At 29.2% G+C, this 22,586-nt stretch carries 17 protein-coding genes, 1 pseudogene and 1 riboswitch; of the genes and pseudogenes, 3 read left to right on the top strand and 15 right to left on the bottom strand.

Annotated features, from left to right (window positions below):
- Positions 1–134: 134 nt before the first annotated feature.
- The 14 genes from N4A48_RS09905 to N4A48_RS09840 all read right to left on the bottom strand — a co-directional run bounded on the left by N4A48_RS09905 (position 135) and on the right by N4A48_RS09840 (position 18,287).
- Positions 135–551 carry a transporter substrate-binding domain-containing protein gene (locus tag N4A48_RS09905; protein WP_293665751.1) on the bottom strand — a complete coding sequence of 139 codons (417 nt, stop codon included), beginning with the start codon at positions 549–551 and terminating at the stop codon, positions 135–137.
- 45 nt (positions 552–596) lie between these two features.
- Positions 597–1,778 carry a MalY/PatB family protein gene (locus tag N4A48_RS09900; RefSeq protein ID WP_293665750.1) on the bottom strand — a complete coding sequence of 394 codons (1,182 nt, stop codon included), beginning with the start codon at positions 1,776–1,778 and terminating at the stop codon, positions 597–599.
- Positions 1,779–1,997: 219 nt separating this feature from the next.
- Positions 1,998–2,861 carry an MBL fold metallo-hydrolase gene (locus tag N4A48_RS09895; protein ID WP_293665749.1) on the bottom strand — a complete coding sequence of 288 codons (864 nt, stop codon included), beginning with the start codon at positions 2,859–2,861 and terminating at the stop codon, positions 1,998–2,000.
- A 159-nt stretch (positions 2,862–3,020) separates the two neighbouring features.
- Positions 3,021–4,253 (bottom strand): [FeFe] hydrogenase H-cluster maturation GTPase HydF, encoded by a 1,233-nt coding sequence (gene hydF, locus N4A48_RS09890; protein ID WP_293665748.1) that lies wholly within the window; start codon positions 4,251–4,253, stop codon positions 3,021–3,023.
- Positions 4,231–5,562 carry a [FeFe] hydrogenase H-cluster radical SAM maturase HydE gene (gene hydE / locus N4A48_RS09885; RefSeq protein WP_293665746.1) on the bottom strand — a complete coding sequence of 444 codons (1,332 nt, stop codon included), beginning with the start codon at positions 5,560–5,562 and terminating at the stop codon, positions 4,231–4,233. The genes hydF and hydE overlap by 23 nt, the downstream gene beginning before the upstream one ends.
- A gap of 380 nt (positions 5,563–5,942) precedes the next feature.
- Positions 5,943–7,316 carry a [FeFe] hydrogenase H-cluster radical SAM maturase HydG gene (gene hydG, locus N4A48_RS09880; RefSeq protein ID WP_293665745.1) on the bottom strand — a complete coding sequence of 458 codons (1,374 nt, stop codon included), beginning with the start codon at positions 7,314–7,316 and terminating at the stop codon, positions 5,943–5,945.
- Positions 7,317–7,332: 16 nt separating this feature from the next.
- Complete coding sequence (locus N4A48_RS09875) at positions 7,333–7,578, bottom strand: TM1266 family iron-only hydrogenase system putative regulator (RefSeq protein ID WP_293665744.1); 246 nt, start codon at positions 7,576–7,578, stop codon at positions 7,333–7,335.
- Positions 7,579–8,239: 661 nt separating this feature from the next.
- Positions 8,240–10,042: an NADH-dependent [FeFe] hydrogenase, group A6 gene (locus tag N4A48_RS09870; protein WP_330665103.1), complete on the bottom strand. Its 1,803-nt coding sequence runs from the start codon at positions 10,040–10,042 to the stop codon at positions 8,240–8,242.
- Between the two features lie 20 nt (positions 10,043–10,062).
- Entirely contained in the window at positions 10,063–11,856 is a 1,794-nt protein-coding gene (gene nuoF / locus N4A48_RS09865) for an NADH-quinone oxidoreductase subunit NuoF (RefSeq protein WP_293665743.1), read from the bottom strand.
- A 49-nt stretch (positions 11,857–11,905) separates the two neighbouring features.
- Positions 11,906–12,382: an NADH-quinone oxidoreductase subunit NuoE gene (nuoE, locus tag N4A48_RS09860; RefSeq protein ID WP_293665742.1), complete on the bottom strand. Its 477-nt coding sequence runs from the start codon at positions 12,380–12,382 to the stop codon at positions 11,906–11,908.
- Between the two features lie 820 nt (positions 12,383–13,202).
- Positions 13,203–14,126: an HPr(Ser) kinase/phosphatase gene (hprK, locus tag N4A48_RS09855; protein WP_293665741.1), complete on the bottom strand. Its 924-nt coding sequence runs from the start codon at positions 14,124–14,126 to the stop codon at positions 13,203–13,205.
- Between the two features lie 74 nt (positions 14,127–14,200).
- Positions 14,201–16,006 (bottom strand): excinuclease ABC subunit UvrC, encoded by a 1,806-nt coding sequence (gene uvrC / locus N4A48_RS09850; protein ID WP_293665740.1) that lies wholly within the window; start codon positions 16,004–16,006, stop codon positions 14,201–14,203.
- A 317-nt stretch (positions 16,007–16,323) separates the two neighbouring features.
- Positions 16,324–17,628, bottom strand: a complete 1,305-nt coding sequence (locus N4A48_RS09845; RefSeq protein WP_293665739.1) for a Na+/H+ antiporter NhaC family protein — start codon at positions 17,626–17,628, stop codon at positions 16,324–16,326.
- 113 nt (positions 17,629–17,741) lie between these two features.
- Positions 17,742–17,852, bottom strand: a riboswitch (SAM riboswitch).
- Between the two features lie 66 nt (positions 17,853–17,918).
- Positions 17,919–18,287 carry an FMN-binding protein gene (locus N4A48_RS09840; protein ID WP_293665738.1) on the bottom strand — a complete coding sequence of 123 codons (369 nt, stop codon included), beginning with the start codon at positions 18,285–18,287 and terminating at the stop codon, positions 17,919–17,921.
- A gap of 211 nt (positions 18,288–18,498) precedes the next feature.
- Here N4A48_RS09840 and N4A48_RS15070 point away from each other — a divergent pair.
- The 3 genes and pseudogenes from N4A48_RS15070 to N4A48_RS09825 form a co-directional block, all read left to right on the top strand.
- Positions 18,499–18,585: pseudogene (locus tag N4A48_RS15070) on the top strand (hypothetical protein); the annotation flags it as partial.
- Positions 18,586–18,699: 114 nt separating this feature from the next.
- Entirely contained in the window at positions 18,700–19,323 is a 624-nt protein-coding gene (locus N4A48_RS09830) for a GyrI-like domain-containing protein (protein ID WP_293665737.1), read from the top strand.
- A gap of 531 nt (positions 19,324–19,854) precedes the next feature.
- Complete coding sequence (locus tag N4A48_RS09825) at positions 19,855–21,570, top strand: sensor domain-containing diguanylate cyclase/phosphohydrolase (RefSeq protein ID WP_293665736.1); 1,716 nt, start codon at positions 19,855–19,857, stop codon at positions 21,568–21,570.
- A gap of 128 nt (positions 21,571–21,698) precedes the next feature.
- On the opposite strand, the gene N4A48_RS09820 is transcribed toward N4A48_RS09825, so the two are convergent.
- Positions 21,699–22,268 (bottom strand): hypothetical protein, encoded by a 570-nt coding sequence (locus tag N4A48_RS09820; protein WP_293665735.1) that lies wholly within the window; start codon positions 22,266–22,268, stop codon positions 21,699–21,701.
- Between the last annotated feature and the right edge of the window lie 318 nt (positions 22,269–22,586).

Raw genomic sequence — 22,586 nt, 5'->3', positions numbered from 1 at the left:
TTCGATATTTTGGATAGAATAGTTATTAAGCTCCAACATATTGAAAGCCTCCTTTATAAAAGTTTTTTGATTAACTTTAGGTTTTCATATTTGTTGGAGTTTTATTATTTGAAAAATTTAACTAGCACAACGGGTTAATTACTGTCTTTTTTTACTATAAAATCATATTTACTATAAGCATACGGTTCAGTAAAGTTATATTTTTCTTGTCTCTCTTTTGTAATAGACATTTGATGTGCCACTGTATCAATTTGACCAGCATCTAATAATCCCACCAATCCACTAAACTTTGATACTGTGAATTCAATCTTATATCCTGCTCTTTTTCCTATTTCATTCCAAACATCCACTTCAAATCCTTGAAGCTTATCATTTTCCTTAAAACACCACGGATTATATGTACCACCAGTTCCAACTCTTATTACTTTTTCAACTTCTTGTGATGTGCTTTCATTACCTTTTGCATCTTCTGTTGTATTACATCCTGCAAATAACATAGTAGTCGTTAATACTAATGCTAACAATATTGCTACTTTCATGTTTTTAAACATAATAAACCCTCCTATTTTTATAATACTTCCTATATGCTTTTTATCCTATAGTTGATTATCTATAGAATTTTTCAATCTACTTAGTCCTTCTTTTAATATAGATTGTGGACAAGCAATATTTATTCTTACAAAGCCTTCTCCTTCTTTTCCATAGGTATATCCTTGGTTCAATATTAACTTTCCTTTGTTAAAAATAATATTTTCTAAATCATTTTTATTAAGTCCTAGTTTTCTTAAATCTAACCATACTAAATATGTGGCTTCAGGTTGAATTACCTTTACTCTAGGAATATTTTCTTCTATGTACTTTGTCAAATAGTTTAAATTTTGTTCTATATATACTAAAATATGATCTAACCATTCTTCTCCATATCTATAAGCTGCTTCTAACGCTTCTATTCCAAATGTATTTGGTTTTGAAATACCACAGCTTTCTCTTGCTTTTAAGAACTTGTTTCTTATTACTTCGTTTGGAATAATAATATTTGAAGTTTGAAGACCTGCAATATTAAAAGTTTTACTCGGAGCTGTACAAACAATAGCATTTTGAGCAAATTCCTCACTTATTGAAGCCAAAGGTGTATGCTTATAATCTTTCAATACTAGATCAGAATGTATTTCATCAGATACAAGTATTATATTATTTCTTATACAAATGTCTCCCAGTCTTTTTAATTCCTCTTTACTCCACACTCTTCCTACTGGATTATGAGGACTACATAAAAACATAAGTTTTACAGTATTATCAATCTTTTTCTCTAAATCATCAAAATCCATTACATATTTTTCTCCATTAAATTTCAAAGGATTATTGACTACCTCGCATCCATTGTTCATAACTGATTTAAAAAATGGTGGATATATAGGAGATTGAATTATTACTTTATCTCCAGGTTTCGTTAATGCCTTTACTATAATATTCAGTGCTGGAACAATTCCAGGTGTGAATACAATCCATTCTTTCTTTATATACCAATTATGACGATTTCTCATCCAATTAATTACCGAATCATAATAGCTATTGTATCCTCCTGCATATCCAAAAATCCCATGAGAAGCTCTATTTACAATTGCATCAATCACACACTTTGGTGCTTCAAAATCCATATCTGCTACCCATAAAGGCAGTACGTCTTTATCCAATATACCAAATCGTTCTTCTAATCCATCCCATTTTAAACATTTTGTATCAAAACGATTGATTACTTCATCAAAATTATATTTCATAAACAACCTTCTTTCATACTCAAAAATTAATCTTCTTATTTTACATATAACTTTCTATTTTTTCATATTCTTACAAAATCAATTATAATTCTTACTTATAAAATAATCCAATAGAAAAAATTTATTTACATAATTTGAATTATAAAATAGATTTATATTATTTTTTACACATAAAAGACGAAGAACTCATCAGAGTACTTCGCCTTTTTATTTATATTTTTAAGCTTCTAAAATAGTTCCTGTACAATTTATGAAGAAATTATCACATTTCTGCTCAAACATTTTAGTTGCTGTATCTCCTGTACAGTGAGATACACCTATAAGCTTAATATCCATTTCTTTTAGACATTCTATCGTTTTATTTATGCGATCTTCATTAGCTTCTACAAGATGTGTTCCTCCTATAACTCCATATATATTTTTACCTGTTCTTTTACTAATTGTATCAACTATATTCAAAATTCCAGGATGAGAACAACCAAGTAAAACTAAAAGTCCTTTTTTTGTATCTAAAGCTAAAACTATCTCCTCATCAAAAGGATCTATTATGTATTCTTCTCCTTGCTTTATTTTCATATTAGGATTAATTATTTCAAAATCATAGTTTTTTTCAAAATTGGTAAAGACATATATATTTTCACTAAGCTTTAGCATATCATTATTTATATAGTTAATATCTATTTCTTTATTTGTTATAAAAGATTCATCAAAATCAATTCCTATATATCTATATTCTGAACTATCAGATGTAAAATCTAGCTTTTGATTTTCATCTGAATAATAGTATTTATTGCTATTTATAAAAAATTTCTCACCCACATACATTTTGGGACGTACATTAAAAGTGTCTAAAAATTTTCTAACGCCTCCACAATGATCATAGTGAGCATGGCTAAGTAATAAATAATCTACTTTATTTAAATCCACATTCAATTTTTTAGCATTTTCAATAAAATCTCCTGTTTTTCCTGTATCAAATAGTATATTACACTTTGGCGTTTCTATAAAAAAAGATAATCCATGTTCATTATAAAGCTCATTCTTATCACCCAAAGAATTTTCTATTATTGTTGTAATTTTCATACCCCTCATCTCCTATTTAGATTTTTGATGCCATATTTTTAAGTACTGATGCAGATTGATTTATATATTCCAAATTATACCATATTTTGTGGTATTAAAGTAACTATTTGATTATCTACGAAAAAAAATGATGGATATTTTCATATCCATCATTTCTATTTACTCTCCAATATAAAGTTCTTTAGCAACAGGGAATGGGTCTAATGCTCTTTCTAAAACACCAGTTATATGTCCAATTAATATTCCATAATTTACAATAGGAGTTCTATTTTCTCTAGCCTGCATAACTCTAAATTCCATTTCCTTAGGATTTAGCATACATCCACCACAGTGAACTATTAAGCTGTACTTTTTCATTTCATCTGGCTCTGGATAATTAACACCAGATGTCCATTCAAAGTTTAAATTTTTACCACACATGCCCTTTATCCATTTAGGAATTTTATCTCTTCCTATATCTCCTTCTTGTCTATGATGAGTACATCCTTCACATATTAATACATTATCATTTTCTTTTAATTTCTCTATTTGCTTAACTCCAAGAACAAGTTCTTCTAAATCTGCCTTGTATCTTGCATATAATATAGAAAAAGACGTCATAGGAATATCCTTTGGAGTTAGCTTGTCTACCTTTTCAAAAGCCTGTGAATCTGTTATAACTATCTTTGGCTTTTTGTTAAGATCTTGAAGAGTTGATTCAAGCTCTGTTTCTCTTGTTATTATTGCTATTGAGCCATGATCTATTATATCTCTTGTTGTCTGCTGTTGAGGAAGTATCAATCTTCCCTTAGGAGCCGCTTTATCTATAGGAGTAACTAAAACTACATAATCATTTGGCTCTATTAAATCTCCTACTATCTTCTTTTCAATATCAGTGTTTGGAGAATGCTTTATGATTGAATTTTTAAGATTATCTATTCCTTCTCTAGTTTTTGAACTTACTTTTACAAATTCAATTTCAAGTTCATCTTGTATATCACTTATTTTATCATCTGATAGATTCTTTTCATCAGACTTATTTATAACTCCAACTACTGGTATCTTCTTATCCTTTATTCTATCTAATGTTTCTTTATCAAAATCAGTTACACCATCAACTGCACTTATGACTAGTACTGCAAGCTCAGTTTTATTTAATACCTGAAGAGTCTTTTTTACTCTGAGTTCACCTAAATCTCCCTCGTCATCAATACCTGCTGTATCTATTAAAACAACAGGTCCTATTGGAAGTATTTCCATAGCCTTATAAACAGGGTCAGTAGTAGTTCCCGCAACATTTGAAACTAAAGCTATATCTTGATTAGTAAGTGCATTTATAAGGCTTGATTTACCTGCATTTCTTCTTCCAAATATAGATATATGTAGTCTATTACTTCTCGGAGTTTGCTGCATCCTTATACACCTCCATGTCTATTTTTAAATAAGATGGAAACTCTCTATTAGCTCCTGTAACTGCATCATAAGCAGATTTTAAATCAACCATATTTTTGTCTGAATATATTTGATAATTATATCTATACTTAGCTGGAGTATTTATAAGCATTATAGTATTAGCTCCAGCCTTTAGGGCATCTGCTTGAAGGTCTGAATCAATTGAAGCTAGTGCAGTAGTTGCTGGAAGGAATACTCTCTTACACACAAGTCTCGTAACTGCAACTGCTTTTAAAGTCATATCTACATCTCCAGTAGGATAGTTTTCAAGAGGAGTTCCCTTTGCAGGTATGAAGGGTCCTATACCTATCATATTTATCCCCATTTCCTTAAAATAAAGTATATCATTTGCAATGTCTTCTTCTCTTTGACCTGGAAGACCTATTATGCATCCTGAACCATTTAAATATCCAAGCTCCTTTAACCAACTAGAACACTGTTTTCTATGATTTATATCATCATCAGGATGAATAAACTTAAATATTTCTTCATTAGTTGTCTCTATTTTAAGTAGATAATTGTTAGCTCCAAGCTCTTTAAAGTATTCATAATCTTCTCTAGGTCTTTCTCCTAAGCTTAAAGTTATCTTCATTCCTGTTTCCTTCTTAACCCTAATTATTAAGCTAGCTATCCTATCCTTAGTCCACCAACTATCTTCTCCAGATTGAAGTATTACAGTTTTTATTCCTATATTATGAAGAGAGTGAACAACTTCCATTATTTCATCCTCAGTCATTCTATATCTCTGAAGATTATCAAGATTTCTTCTAACTCCACAGTATTTGCAATCCTTTTTACAATAATTAGAAAATTCAATAGCTCCTCTTATATCTACAATATCTCCAACAATCTTCTTTCTCATCTCATCAGCAGCCTTAAAAAGAGCTTCCTTTTCAGCCTTTCTATCTGTTTTAAGAAGAAGAACTATATCAGAATGAGTTAGCTCTTTACCATCCTCTATCTTTTTCAAAACTTCTAAAAATTCATCCCTTATTATAGTATTTTTAAGCCTATCAATAAGCCCTGTAAGTCTTTCAGGCTTTTCCTCATATATACCTCTTATAGTTATATCATTCTCTCTTAAATACTTCTCACTTATATCTATATCCTTATCTTCAACCTTTATAGCTATAGCACAAACCGAACCATACTCAGCAGGAGCAGGAACTAAAGAAGTTTTAATCCCCTTATCCTTTAATAACTTATCTCCCCTTAACATATGATTAGTAGACCCAGCCATTATAAGGAAGTATTTCACATCTTTACCCATACAATTCCTCCACTGATATTTGTCTTAATAATATTCATAAATTTATTCTTTACTATTAGATGTTTTTCTTTTATGTCTTTATTTCCTATATCTTTATTTTTAAGATTTTCTTATATCACAATGCTTTATACATAGTACACATTCTAAAAATGAAGATTATTCAAATATTAGCGAATTTTTAAATATTTATAAATAAAACTTGTATTACATCGTTTGAATATACGTTAAAAAAGTTCGTTGTCTGACCAACGGGAGTTTAGAACTTTTAGTATATTCAATAAGATGTAGTACTTAGTTTTATTATAAATATTTAATTATGAGCGGTATTTTAATAATCTTCATTTTTGCTTAATCCCCTATTATATACGCACCTAAACATCTTAAAAATAAAGATCCTTCTCTCCTGCCTCTATTCTCTCAAGTCTCCTCAATGTCTCATCCTTAACCTTCTCATCATCTATTTTCTCTATTTCAACCTTAAGTAGTTCTTCACCCATTTTTTTAGTATCATCAGATGCTACATTAACTAAGTTTTCTTTAAATGTAAGTATTGCATTAGGTTGGCAGAATTCATGTATATGAGCATCCTTTGCAAGTTCCATAAAAGCCTCTCCTGTTCTGTTGTTTCTATAACATGCAGTACAAAAGCTTGGAAGATGCCCTTGCTTACACACAACTTTTAAGACCTCATCTAAACTTCTTTCATCATTTCCTACAAATTGCTTAGCTTCACTATCATCTTCCTCATATCCACCAGGGTTTGTCTTAGATCCTGCTGACATTTGAGATACTCCTAGTTCAAGTAGTTCATCTCTTAATGCAGCACTTTCTCTTGTAGACATTATTATTCCTGTATATGGAACAGCTAATCTATATACAGCAACTATCTTCTTAAAGTCACTATCACTTACTGGATATGGTGTTTCTTCAAGAGCTGAACCTATTGCTGGTCTAAGTCTTGGAACAGATATTGTATGAGGTCCTACATTATACTTATGATCTAAGTACTCAGAATGGATAAGCGTTGATAAAACATCAAATTTATAATCATAAAGACCAAGTAATACTCCTATTCCTACATCATCAATTCCCGCTTCAAAAGCTCTTTCAATAGCAGTTACTCTATAATCATAATCTGACTTTGATCCACTAACATGCATCTTCTTATAAGTAGGTCTATGATAAGTCTCTTGGAATATCTGATAAGTTCCAATTCCAACATCCTTAAGCTTTTTAAATTCATCAACCTCAAGAGGAGCACAGTTAACATTTATTCTTCTTATATCTACATTGTCATATATAGCTTGAACAGATTCTACTATATGATCTATATGAGTAACCCTTTTATCCTCACCGCATACTAAAAGTATTCTCTTATGGCCTTGCTTTTCTATTGCACCTGCCTCTTCTACAACCTCATTTGAACATAGGGTTCTTCTATGTAGAGCCTTATTATTCACTCTAAATCCACAGTAAAGACAGTTATTAGTGCACTCATTACTAGTATAAAGGGGTGCAAACATTACTATCCTATTTCCATATATTTTTTCTTTTATATACTTAGCAGCCTCAAACATCTTATTTAAAACTTCTTCATCATCAGCTTGAAGAAGTGCTGCAGCTTCATTAGATGTAAGTCCAAAGCAATCCTTTGATTTTTCTATTATATTTAAAACATCTTGCTTAGACACATTCTTTGCATCCTCAAGAATATTATTTATTTTTTCCTCATTAATTATATTTAAAGTATTCATACCCAAAACCTCCCCATTATTTTTGTGTTAAAGCACTCTTTACACTAACTCCTTGAAGCCTTCCAAGCCTTCCAGTCAAAGCCCCTATATCATCATTAGTACCATCTACAATTATAGATATAACACTTAAATTCTTTTCCTTATAAGGTATCCCCATTCTTCCAACTACAATCTCAGCATGTTTACTAAGTAACTTATTAACATTTTCAATACTATCCCTATCCTCAACTAAAATACCAACAACTCCAATTCTCTTATTCATACGAATATCCCCTCTTCTGCTCTAAGTATTAAAATTTATCCCAAATCTAAAAGTTCTAAAGCTCCATCTCAACTAGGTTTCGCTTTATCTTCATTAAGTTTGACTTTATTCTCTTGTTTTAATTTTTGAACTTCTATATGCTTTACTATAATCTAACTCATTATCTAGTCAATCAAACTTTAAAAATTACGTTTATTTAAATGTTAGCTCCTTTTGGTTAATATTTTTCTATAAAATCTAGGTTTAGATGTTTAAATATACGTTAAGAAACTTCATCGTCTGAGTATAGCGAGTTTATGAAGTTTTAGTATATTTAATAAGGCTAAACCTTTGATTTTATAAAAATATTGGCTAAGTAGCGTTATTTAAATAAATGTAATTTTGGTATTAAACTCTAACCAGAAATACAAAAAAGCCCTCCTTAAAAGATAAGGAAAGCCAATAATTTTAATATCACCCTCTCACCTTTTACTCAGATATTTATCCTCGTAATTAGAATTTTTATATTATCCTCTTGATGAATAAATCCATCAGTTAGATTTAAATTATTATGTTAATAGTATTGTCAAAATAATTACAAATAATTTTGTCATTATTTTCAGAATACTATTTTTTTAAAAAAGAGGTCAATATTTAATTGACCTCTTTATATATTATGCTTTTAACAAGATCCACATGCACATTCTTTTGAATTACATTCTCCATCACAAGTTTCTTTGATTGGATATATTTCTTTCTTAGCATAATGAGTGTGAAGTAACTCATGAGCTTTATGTCCATTTGGTTTTCCTAAGAAGTCAGAGTATAACTTTTGAATAGACTCATTCTTATGAGACTTTCTAACAGTCATAAGTGTATCTTCTTCATATAAAGCCTTAGCTCTTTCTACTCTTAAATCTACTTCTTCTCTTACCTTAGCTGAAACTTGAGGCTGTCCTCCACCAGTTACACATCCTCCTGAACATCCCATAACTTCTATGAAATGATAATCAGCTTTTCCTTCTTTAACTAAATCAAGAAGTTTTGATGCAGCTCCTGTTCCATGAACTACAGCTACCTTAACATTCATATCTCCTAGTTTAACTTCAGCCTCTTTTAAGTTATCTATTCCTCTAACAACATTATATTCTATTTCTTCTAAATCTTCTCCAGAAAGTACATCCGCTACAGTTCTAATAGCAGCTTCCATAACTCCACCTGTAGCTCCGAATATAACTCCTGCTCCTGAATAATCTCCGAAGAACTCATCAAATACTCCATCTTCTAATTTATTAAACTCAATTCTAGCTTCTTTTATCATTTTTCCAAGCTCTCTAGTTGTTAGAACTGCATCTACATCTCTTAATCCATCAACCTTCATTTCCTCTCTTGAAGACTCAGTCTTTTTAGATGTACATGGCATTATAGATACCACATATATATCCTTAGGATCTATATTATTTATCTTAGCATAGTAAGACTTAAGTATAGCCCCCATCATTTGATGAGGTGACTTACAACTTGATAAATTATCTAAAAGCTCTGGATAGTAGAACTCACAGTATCTTATCCAACCTGGTGAACATGAAGTTATCATTGGAAGTGTTCCACCGTTTTGAATTCTATTTAAAAGTTCATGTCCTTCTTCCATTATAGTAAGGTCTGCTGCAAAGTTAGTATCAAATACTTTGTCAAATCCAAGCCTCTTAAGAGCTGATACCATCTTTCCAGTAACTCTAGTTCCTATTGGAAGTCCAAATTCTTCTCCTAAAGCGGCTCTTACTGCTGGTGCAGTTTGAACTAATACATGCTTAGTATTATCTTCTACAGCATCCCATACTTTTTCTATATCAGATTTTTCTCTAAGTGCTGCAACTGGACAGACATTTATACATTGTCCACAGTAAACACATGGTGCATCTGCCATACTTACATCAAATGCAGGTGCAACTTCTGTCTCTATACCTCTATTAGTGAATGCTAACGCTCCTATATTTTGAACCTTTGAACATACAGCAACACATCTTCCGCAAAGTATACATTTATTAGGATCTCTTACTATTGATCTTGATAGATTATCTATAGTTTTTTCTTTTCTTTCACCTTCAAACTCAACATCCTTAATATTTAAGTCCTGTGATAGTTTTTGTAATTCACAGTTTCCATTTCTAAAGCAAGCAAGACAATCTCTATTATGATCTGAAAGTATCAACTCAAGGTTAGCCTTTCTAGCCTCTCTTATCTTTCTTGTATTAGTCTTTATTACCATTCCATCTGCTACTGGGTGAACACATGAAGCTTGTAAATTTCTAGCTCCTTCTATTTCAACCAAACACATTCTACATGCTCCAATTTCATTTATATCTTTCAAATAACAAAGCGTTGGTATATCTATTCCTATTTCTCTAGCCGCATCAAGTATAGTATATTCTTTAGGAACTTCTATTTTTACATTATCTATAGTTAAAGTAACCTTTTGCACCATAAACACCTCTCTTTTTATGATTATTGTTTAGATATTGCTCCAAATGGACATTTAGCAACACATGCTCCACACTTTATACAAACATCTGTATCTATTACATGTACTTCCTTAACATTACCCTTTATAGCATTAACTGGACATGCCTTAGCACATAATGTACATCCCTTACATTTATCCTCAGTAACCTTATACTCAAGTAATTCTTGACATATTCCTGCTGGACATCTCTTCTCATTTACATGAGCTTCATATTCATGTCTAAATCTCTTTATAGTTGAAAGTACTGGATTTGGTGCTGTTTGACCAAGTCCACAAAGTGCAGAAGTTTTAATATTTTTAGCAAGCTTTTCAAGCTTTTCTATATCTCCTCTTTCACCTTTACCTTCCGTTATTCTCTCTAATAGTTCAAGCATTCTCTTTGTTCCTATTCTACACGGAGGACATTTTCCACATGATTCTTCAACTGTAAATTCTAAAAAGAATTTAGCTATATCAACCATACAGTTGTCTTCATCCATTATAATCATTCCACCAGATCCCATCATAGACCCAAGAGCTGTTAATGAATCATAATCTATTGGAGTATCTAAATGTTCTTCTGTTAAGCATCCACCAGATGGTCCACCAGTTTGAACTGCCTTAAACTTCTTACCATTAGGTATTCCTCCACCTATTTCAAATATTATCTCTCTTAGAGTAGTTCCCATAGGTATTTCTACAAGCCCAGTGTTTTCTACCTTACCTCCAAGTGCAAATGTTTTTGTTCCCTTAGATTTTTCTGTTCCAATTGATGAGAACCAATCTGATCCTTTTAATATTATCTTCGGTATATTAGCGTAAGTCTCAACATTATTTAGTAAAGTTGGCTTGTTCCATAATCCTTTAACTGCTGGGAATGGAGGTCTTGGTCTTGGCATTCCTCTTTTACCTTCTATAGAATTTATAAGTGCTGTTTCTTCTCCACAAACAAAAGCTCCAGCTCCAAGTCTCATTTCCATATCAAATTCAAAATCAGTTCCAAATATATTTTTCCCAAGATACCCTTTTTCTCTTGCTTGTTCTATAGCTATTCCAAGCCTTTCAACTGCAAGTGGATATTCCGCTCTTACATATACATATCCTTGATTTGCTCCAATTGCATATCCTGCTATAGCCATAGCTTCTATAACAGAATGTGGATCCCCTTGAAGTATAGCTCCATCCATGAATGCTCCTGGATCTCCCTCATCAGCATTACATGCAACATATTTTTGATCATCTTGAGATTTGTAAGTAAATTCCCATTTAAGTCCAGTTGGGAATCCTCCGCCTCCACGTCCACGAAGTCCTGATTTTTTAACTTCATCTATTACATCTTTAGGAGTCATCTCAGTTAATGCTTTTTTTAGTGCTTCATACCCATCTACTTTCAAATAATCATCTATATCCTCAACACCTACGATTCCACAATTCTGAAGTGCGATTTTCACTTGCTTTTTGTAAAAAGGTATTTCTTCAAAAGGTTTAACTTCTCCATTCTCAGTAACCACATCTTTATATAAAAGATCTTTTACTACTTTTTTGCCTATTAAATGCTCATCCACTATTTTTTCTACATCTTCAATTTTAACATGTCCATAAAAAGCTCCTTCTGGATAAACAATAATTATAGGTCCTGCTGAACATAGTCCAAAGCATCCTGCTTTTATAACTTTTATATCTTCTTTTATTCCTCTTTGTTCAAGTAAATTTTCCATTTCATCTAATATTTTAAGAGAACTAGATGAAGTACAGCCAGTACCTCCACAAACTAATACATGGTTTTTATAAGCCATTAGTAGTCCCTCCTTGAATAATTTCTTCTATTATTTAAGATTCAATATTTTATTCGTATTTACTAAGTATTTCATCTATATCATTAACTGTAAGCTTTCCATAAACATCTTCATTAACAGTTAATACAGGTGCTAGTCCACAAGCACCTATACATCTTGTAGCCACTAATGTAAACTTTCCATCCTCACTTGTCTTTCCTACTTCTATGTTGAGCTCTTTTGATACTTTATTTATTATATCTTGAGCCCCTTTAACGTAACACGCTGTTCCTAAACATACTCCTATTACATATTTTCCATTTGGTTGAAGTGAGAATTGAGAGTAAAAAGTTGCAACTCCATAAATTTCAGCAAGTGGAATTTTAAGTTCTTCTGATATTCTCTTTTGGACTTCAATTGAAACACATCCAAATATCTTTTGAGCTTCATTAAGCACAGGCATTAATGGTCCAGGCTTGCCTTTATACTCTTGTATAACAGAGTCTAATTTATCAAAATTCTCTTTAGTGAAAACATCTTTTATCATCATATACCTCCCCATATTTTAAAATATTACTTTGCTTAAGTTATAACAAAAAACAAAAAAATTATGACAAAATAAGTTTGAATGTATATTTTATTATTAGTAGGATTTGTTAATTTATTATCATTTATTTGTATTAAAAATATTATACCATAATTTCAGATTTTTCTGCATTTTTTTTATTTCCAATAATTTAGATGATTTTTACATTTTATTTTTTGTCATTTTTTCTATTATTTCGTTATACATAAATATCATTTTTTGTTGTAAATTCACTTTTTAGTTAATATTTATGTATTTAAATTTTCTAATAATATTTCCTAATTGTTTTTTTGAATTTTCTTTTTATTTCGAATATTCATCTTTAATTTTACATCTTTTTTAGATTTTTGTAAATGTTTTTAAAAATCATTTAGATAATTAAATAACAAAATGCTATTTATGCCAATTTTATTTAAATATAATTTACAGTTTTTTTAATCTTTTTGTTTATGTTCAATTTATTTTTAAATTATTTTTCATTTTTTCTATTTTACTTCTATAATTTTCAATTTTTTAAGTTTAATATATTTGTAATTTATAATGATTATCATTTATTTAAAATCCACTTAAACCTACTTGAGTAATTTTTTAACATTTTATGCGAAAGAATACAATATACTTTTATACAAAAATGTATACTCGCTAACGACCTCATGGGATCCATAGCTTAAAATAGTTGCAAGTATAGTTTTTTCATCAATATTATCTATAGATTCAAAATTATATAATTTACTATAGAAACAAAAAAATACTACATTATCTAAAGATAATGTAGTATTTTTTATTTATCGTTATCTAACTTTTTTATTAATTTATCATTAAAAACTTTAGCAGCATTATATCCCATAGCTTTTTGTCTATAATTTCTAGATGCAACCTCTATTATCATAGCCAAGTTTCTCCCAGGCTTAACCGGTATAGTTATCTTTTCAACAGGTATTCCTAATATATCCATATGTTCTTCGTCTATACCAAGTCTATCATAATACTTACCACCCTTCCAAGACTCAAGATAAACTACCATATCTATTAGTTTACTAGGCTTTATAGCACCAACTCCATAAAGACTTTTTATATCAAGTATTCCAACACCTCTTATTTCCATTAGATATTTTATAATATCAGGTGCTTGTCCTGTTAATAAATGTCCCTCTGTCTTTTTTATCTCAACAGCATCATCGGCTACTAATCTATGTCCCCTTTTTATAAGCTCTAGAGCTGTTTCTGATTTTCCTACACCACTTTCACCAGTTATTAAAACACCTATTCCATAGACATCTACCAATACTCCATGTATTGTTGTAGTTGGAGCTAATTTTGAATCCAAGTAGTTTGAAATCTTATTTATAAATCTAGTAGTACTCATATTTGTTCTTAAAAAAATCTTTTTATGCTTCTTACACGCATCTACTGCATCTTTGCTAGGTTCAAGCCCCCTAGTTAATAAAAGAGCTGGAATATCATAAGAAAACAACTTATCTAGTCTTTCCCACCTAGTTTTTTCATCTAGATATTGAAAATATTCATATTCTCCTCTTCCTACAATTTGTATTCTATCATATGCGAAATATTCAAAGAATCCAGCATACTGAAGACCCGGCCTATTAGCATCAGATGATGTTATATACTTTTCTACATTTTTTGGCATATATACAACCTCTAAATCTAAATCCTCTATCATTTGTTTTACTGATACCTTATTCATGTCATCTTTCCTTTCTATCAAAAATTCGTCTAGTCACTACGTGCTGACTCATGTCGCCAACAATCTGCTTAAATTTACTTTGAGTTGAAAAACTCATATACACTTTTTGCTGATTTTTTGTTCATACCCTCTACGCTCTCAAGTTCATCTAAAGTTGATTTTTTTATATTGTCTACAATTTTGTAATGAGATAATAAATTCATCTTTCTCTTTTTTCCTATATTAGGTATATCATCTAATACCGATTTAGTCATATTTTTAATTTTTAAAGATCTATGATATGTTATAGCAAACCTATGTACCTCTTCTTGTATAAAAGATATAAATTTGTATATATTGGAACTTTTATCTAATTCAATTTCTTTATCAGTTGATATAAGTCCTTTTGTTCTATGCTTATCATCCTTGTACATTCCACATAAAGGAATATCAATATTTTTATCCTTTAAAACTTTTTTAACAGCATTTACTTGCCCTAAACCACCATCAAGTAGTATTAAATCTGGATAATTTCCAGATTCTAATCTTCTACTAACTATTTCCTGCATAGACGCATAATCATTTGGTCCTATTACAGATTTAATCTTATATCTTCTATACTCTTTTTTATCTTTTTTCCCATCTGTAAATACAACCATGCTTCCTACTGAATCTACTCCTTGTATATTAGATATATCATATGCTTCTATTCTCTTTGGCTTTTTATCCAAATTAATTAAATCTTTTATTTGATCTAGAACACCTATAGTCTTTTCAAATCTAATTTTTTCTAAATTAGTAAACTTCTCTAATGACTCTAAGGCGTTTTTCCTAACCATATTTATAAGTTCCTTTTTTTCTCCTCTTTTAGGTATTTTAATATCTACCTTTTTATTTTTAATACCACTTAACCATTTATTTATTATTTCCATATCCTGTATTTCATCTTCTACTATTAATTCACTAGGTATAAATACTCCAGATGAATAAAACTGTTTTATAAAAGAAGACATTATTTCTTCTCTTTCATTATCAAGCACACCTTTTAATATATAATGCTCTCTGCCAACTATTTTTCCATTTCTAATAAAAAATACTTGAACACAAGCTTCGTCATTTGATTTTGCCATAGCTATTACATCTTGGTTTATATCATTAGTAGATACTATCTTTTGTGTTTGTATTATATTCTCAATACTTATTATCTTATCTCTATATTTTGCAGCTTTCTCAAACTCAAAGTTTTTTGAACAGACTTGCATATTCGCTTGTAAATCTTTTTTAAGATTTTTTATTTTACCTGATAGAATCATTATTATTTCATCTATCATTTTCATATAATCTTGCTTACTAATATTACCCGTACATGGCCCTATACATTTTTTAATATGGTAATTAAGGCAGGGTCTTTGTTTTCTCTGTATAGCTTTATTTATATCTATACTACAGGTCCTTATAGGATACATATTTTTTATAAGCTCTAAGGTTTCATTAAGAGCAGTTATATTAGTATATGGTCCAAAATACTTAGCCTTATCCTTTTTTATTTTTCTAACCTTTAAAACTCTAGGATAATCTTCATTTAAAGTTATCTTTATATAAGGATAAGTCTTATCATCTCTTAATAAAACATTGTATTTTGGTCTATACTTTTTTATTAAATTACATTCAAGTATCAACGCTTCAACTTCTGAATCCGTAATTATATATTCAAATTCAGTAATATTTTTAACCATAGATTTTACTTTTAAGGTATGGTTCTTTGATACAAAGTATTGTCTTACTCTATTTTTCAAGGATATAGCTTTTCCTACATATATAACATTTTTATATTTATCCTTCATTATATAAACACCTGGTGAACTAGGTAGATTCTTCAATTGTTCTTTTATGTCAAACATAATTATTCACCCCTTATGACTTATTATAATTAATTTTTATAAATTTTAAAACACTAACTTCGCTTTATGCATTTTACAAAATTTGATAGTTCCAAAAATATTAGTTTGTGATATAATAATAATAAGTAAAGTTTTTAATATAATAATAACTAAACTTAAGGAGTGTGATTTCTGACATGTCCAACGGTGACAGGTCTGTTCCAACCCGAGTCAAAGATTATTCAGCATGTTTATCAATACTATTAATAATGTACTTTATTTCTAGTTTTTTAATCGGAATATTTTAAAAAAGTCTACCTATTTATAGGTAGACTTTTTTAACTCACTTTCTCAGCTTTAGTTTCAAGATTTGGATATCCAAATAATATAGCTAGTATTCCAAATATAAATATTAATATAGGATAGTGTAAATACTTCATTATAGCTAAAGGGGATATAGATGCAAGACCTGCTGCTATTAATATTTGTGCTCCGTATGGAATTAGACCTTGGCAAGATGCTGCAAATATATCTAATATACTAGCACTTCTTCTTGGGTCTATATCATATTCCTTAGCTATATCCTTTGCTATAGGACCTGCCATAACTATTGCTATAGTATTATTAGCAGTACATATATCTACAATACTTACAATAGCTGCTATTCCAAACTCTGCACCTTTTTTTGTTTTTATTCTGCTTCTTATAAATTCTAGGATAAACTGTATTCCTCCATTGAACTTTATAAGCTCTACTACTCCACCAACTATTATAGCTATCATAGCTAAATCTTCCATCCCAGAAATTCCAGTGGCTATAGCTTGTATAAATCCAAATAATCCGAATGATTTATAATAAAGGCCTATAGTTCCTGCAAATAAAATACCTCCACCAAGTATTATAAATACATTAACTCCAAATAATGCTGCTACTAATACAGATAAATACGGTAATACCTTAACTATTTCATAAGTATATTCAGTATCTAAAGTAAGTTGATTTCCAGATGTTATAATACCTAAAATTATTGCAGTTATAATAGCTGCTGGTAAAGTTATAATAAAGTTAACTTTAAATTTATCTCTCATTTCACAGCCTTGAGTTCTAATAGCTGCAATAGTAGTATCTGAAATCATAGATAAATTATCTCCAAACATTCCACCACCAACTACTGCCCCAAGAGCTAATCCAACTGGTATTGATATCTTTCCTGCAACCCCTATAGCAATTGGTGCAAGTGCTACTATAGTTCCTACAGATGTTCCCATTGAAAAAGATATAAAACATGCAATAATAAATAATCCAACTATTAATAAATTTTCAGGTAGAATAGATAAACTTAAATTTATAGTAGAATCTACTCCTCCCATTTCTTTTGCTACATTTCCAAATGCTCCAGCTAATATAAATATAATTGCCATAAGTATAATATTACTATCTCCCGCACCTTTACAAAAAACATCTATCTTAGTAGATATTCTCTCTTCCTGATTCATAAATAAAGCTACAGCTGCCGATATTAAAAAAGCTACAATAACAGGCATCTTATAAAAATCATTAGTTATAACTCCTGATCCTATAAAAATAATTAAAAACACTGCTAAAGGTAATAGTGCCCACGGATTTCCCGATTTCTTGTTCATAGTATACACTCCTTCACTAAATTAATGTAGTATAGTTGTAAATCGATTTAGGTATTAAAAAAAGTCTTCCCTAAATCGAGAAGACTCTAATAGCAAAACAAACTATCATCATCTTCTCATCTCTCAAAGCTATAAGCTTTGTTGGATTTGGCACCTTTTCAAACCGTTGTTTGAAGGTTGCCGAGACTTCATAGGGCCATTCCCTCCGTCTCTCTTGATAAGAAGTAAAAAAAATTATTTGATTTTCTTATGTTCTAATAATACAGTCCTATTATTAGTTTGTCAAGAAATTATTTTTGAGATTTCTCAAGTGCATTCTGTATAGCATCTGTTATACCCTTAGTGGTCTTAGTTGCACCAGATACATTATCTACGTTATAATCTTCATTTTCCAATACCTCGGCCTTTATATTATTAAATGCCTTTTGAGCATATCCAGCAGTATCATTTTGTGAAATCATTTTTATATCTGTTATTTTATCATCCTTTAGAGTTACTTCAACCTTTATAGTAGAATCCTTACCTTTTCCTTCCCCTATGTAAGTTCCATTTTTATATGTGATTTCTTCATTCATAATACTAACTTCCTTAGATGCACACCCTGTTAAAAATAATGAAGTAACAATTAACATAAACCATATTAATTTAAGTCTTTTCATTATACCTCTCCTCATTGATAATATTTTTCATTTAATCAATATTATCAATTCTTTCTTATTTTGTCAATACCAATAAAACTTATTAAGCTTTTCAATTATAATAGGGTTTACTCAAAATAATTGATATAATATTATTGGGTGATAATATGCAAATATATAGACTATTTAAGATAATATTTATATTGCTAAATAAAAATACAGTTACAGCAAAAAACTTGCTGAACATTTTGAAGTTTCAACAAGAACTATATGTAGAGATATAGATAAGTTCCTCAAGTATTCCTATATACACTATTAAAGGTAGTGGCGGTGGTATTAGTCTACCAATATAACTAATAATTTAAATATGACATACTGTTGTCAGGTAGTATATATTATACTCCTAATATAGCACATTTAAGGAGGAATGAAGATGAAATATGAATGGAGAAAGCAAGCTAAAAATTTATATTTACCAAAAAACAAACCTGAAATTATTACTGTCCCAAGTTTTAAATTCTTTATGATTGAAGGAAAAGGCAATCCAAATAGTGAAGATTTTTCTGAAGCAATTAAAGTGTTGTATTCCTTGTCTTATACTATGAAAATGTTACCTAAAAAAGGTATACTCCCAGAAGGCTACTTTGATTATACGGTATTTCCCCTTGAAGGTATTTGGGATTTAGCTGAAGAGGCAAGAATCTTAGATTCACTAGATAAAAGTAAATTAATTTATACAATTATGATAAGACAACCCGATTTTGTAACTGATACTTTAGCACAAGAAGTTATTGAAATTGTAAAAAAGAAAAAGCCTCATCCCTTACTTGATAAAGTAAAATTTAATAGTTTAGAGGATGATCTTTGTGTTCAAATGTTACACTTAGGCTCTTATGACGATGAACCTAAAACTTTTTCAATTATGGAAAATTATTGTACACAGAATAATTTAAAGCGAAGTTCTAAAATTCATAGAGAGATTTATATCTCCGATGCTAGAAAAACACAACCTGATAAACTTAAAACAATATTAAGATTTAAAGTTGAACCAAGTTAATATAAAACAACATACTAAAAGCAGTTTCATCTTTAATATGAAATTGCTTTTAGTTATTTTCTTTTATTCAATTTTTGAGTAGTTACAGTTACATTGGGATTTTCCTGAAATACTATTTTATTAGCTCTAAACTCATTACCTTTAAAAGAATGATAAATAATAATACCTCCTATATAAGATAAAAACTGAACTTCTATTGCGACCTTAGCTTTTATAGGGTTTATACTATATATTTTTTCTCATTTCTATCTCTGCTTAATGAAACTTTAATATAGTCTTATTGTTCTATTATTATACTGTTTTTATTCTTAGCCTTATAGTATTATTTTTTCTATATTAAATTAATGTGGTAACATTTCAATTTTTATCTAGAATGCTCATTAAATAGCTAATTTAAATCTAAGTCATTTATTCTTAGATATTTTCATATTATTTATTGAAAGAAAAACATAAGAAACATTGCAGATATATACATAATTATGACATAATTAGATATTAAGAAAAATAATGAGTGGGGGAGAAGATATACTAATGAGAAAAAAGGTTTCATATATTTTATTTATACTTATCTTATTCATATGTATATTTGCAAATACAAATGTACATGGCCAGGAATTACAATCAAATTACAATGTGAAAGAAATACTACTCATATCACATGAATATTTACCTCTATTAATCAAATTAGAGCATGAACAAACACACAATAATTGGTTTGGAATTGAATATGACGATCCAAAATTCCACTTGTATATAAAACTTTTTACTAGCCTAACTTTAATCATAGGATGTATTTTAATTATCTGGAATATTACATTAAAAAAAGATGTTAAAGAAAATACTCTCGAGCTTACAAATACCATAGAGAAACTTAAAAGAAGTGAAAATAGAATCAATGCAATTTTTAAGCTTTTACCTGATTTATTTTTCATTATAGATAAGAATGGTATTTTTATTGATTATCAAGTAAACAGTCTTAGTAAATTACAATATAATCCAAAAGAATTTTTAGGCAAGTCCATTTCACAATTATTTAATGAAGAAATTGCACAAAAACTTAGGGAACCTTTACAACATACTATTGAATCAGGAGATATTCAAATTGTAGAGTATTTATTACCAAAGGATGAAGAACCATTGTATTTTGAAGCTAGGATTATTAAATATGATAAAGATGTAGCACTAACCATTATTAGAGATATAACAGAGAAAAAACTTTTAGACATGAAAATATATGACATGAGTATAAGAGATGGCATGACAGGACTTTATAATAGAAGCTACTTTGAAAAACAAATGGAAATAAGAAATGAGAAAAGGGATTTAAATCAATGTGTAATAATATGTGATCTAGATGGTCTAAAGTTTATAAACGATACCTTTGGACATGCTGCGGGAGATGAATATTTGAAAATAGCTACAGATATAATAAAAACATGTTTTAAAAATGTTAATAATATAATAGCTAGGATTGGTGGAGATGAGTTTGGAATTTTAATGGAAGATACATCAGAAAAAGTAGTCCTTAGTATTAAATCTAAATTAAAGAATATTTTAAAAGAAGTTAATAAGAATAGGGGAATGCCTGTAAGTATTTCATTTGGATACTCTATCTCACAGGAAAAGAAGAATGATTTAAAGGAAATGTTTAAGGAAGCTGATGTCTTTATGTATAAGGAAAAACTACATCATAAGCAAAATTTAAAAAAGAATCTTTCTAAGATTATTATTGATATGTTAGAAAAAAAGGATTTTATTAAGAAAGACCATTGTAATAGACTTGAAATACTATCAATAAAACTAGCTAAGGCAGTAGGTATGACAGACAATAAAATCCAAGATATTTCACTTTTTTCCAAATTTCATGACATAGGTAAAATTGGTGTTTCAGATAGTATACTTTTCAAGACACAAAAACTTACGGAAGAAGAATTTGAAGAAATAAAGAGACATACGGAGATAGGCTATAGAATCGCACAATCATGTATAGATATTGCACATATAGCTGATTGGATATTAAAACACCATGAGTGGTGGAATGGTAAAGGATATCCCTTTGGCTTAAAGGGTGATGAAATACCTATAGAATGTAGAATTCTTTCAATTGTAGATGCCTATGATTCTATGACAAGTGATAGACCCTATAGAAATGCTTTAAGTAAAGAAGAAGCAATGGAAGAATTAAAACTTTATAGTAAGGTTCAATTTGACCCTTATTTAGTAGAGGTATTTTTAGATATATTATAATAGTTTCAAGTATAGATGAATATTGTTGGGTCAAATGTTATTTTTTTATTTCTACTTAAGCTCAAATTAAGGTTATTAAAATACCACTCATAGATTAAATATTTTTAATACCCTTAATTTGGTTTTTCCTAGTTTTTATCTATAATAAGATTATTTTTAAGAAATCTCGGGTCTAAAACATCAGAAAATAAATCTTTACCTTTCAAATTATCACAATCTAAATACTTCTTATATTTTCGATTACCGTTAACCACCTCGTTATTTTGATCCCTATATGTAAAATATCCTCCTTCACAAAAATCTCTTTTTAACTTTCCATCTATATTTTCATAAATATAGTTATAAACATACGTTCCGTTTGTATTTGATTCATCACAAAAACTTAAAATAAAATTTGTATTCTGTAAGTCAGATAACTCATCTACATATAGTCTAAATGAAAATTTAAAATTATCATTAAAAATATCTACCTCATCTTCTATTAACATTTCTATTTCTTCTTTGTCTATTTCTAAAACTTTAATTTTATATCTGCAATCATGAATATTTTTACCAGTAACTGAAACAAAAATTAATTCCTTTTTCAAATCATTATCTATATCATAAAATCTTATTACTGGTTTATTACTGGAATCATTCAAAATATTATCGTTATATATTAATTTGTTATTTTTATTTTTTATACTTAGTACATACATTGGGAACTTATTTTCTAATTGGTTATTCTTTGCTATGTTAAATTGTTTGTTATATCCTAAATAACTATAACCATAATCAAAAATATTAGATTCATCATAAGAATCATATTTATTAAAATACTTCTCAATTATTTTGTTTGAATATAATTGATTTAAAATGTCTACGTTACTTAAGGCCCCCCTGTGGTAAGATAGTTGTCGTAGGAAAGAATTAATGATATTCTCGAATAAAGATAATGAAGGAGATTAGACCTATGGCAAAAAACAATAAAAGATATCCAATAGAAGAAAAACAGCAATTGATAAAAAGAATGCTGC

Origin of the sequence: Tepidibacter sp. (assembly GCF_025210165.1) — a bacterium.
Lineage (GTDB): Bacteria > Bacillota > Clostridia > Peptostreptococcales > Peptostreptococcaceae > Tepidibacter_A.
This window is presented reverse-complemented; position numbering and strand designations above follow the sequence as displayed.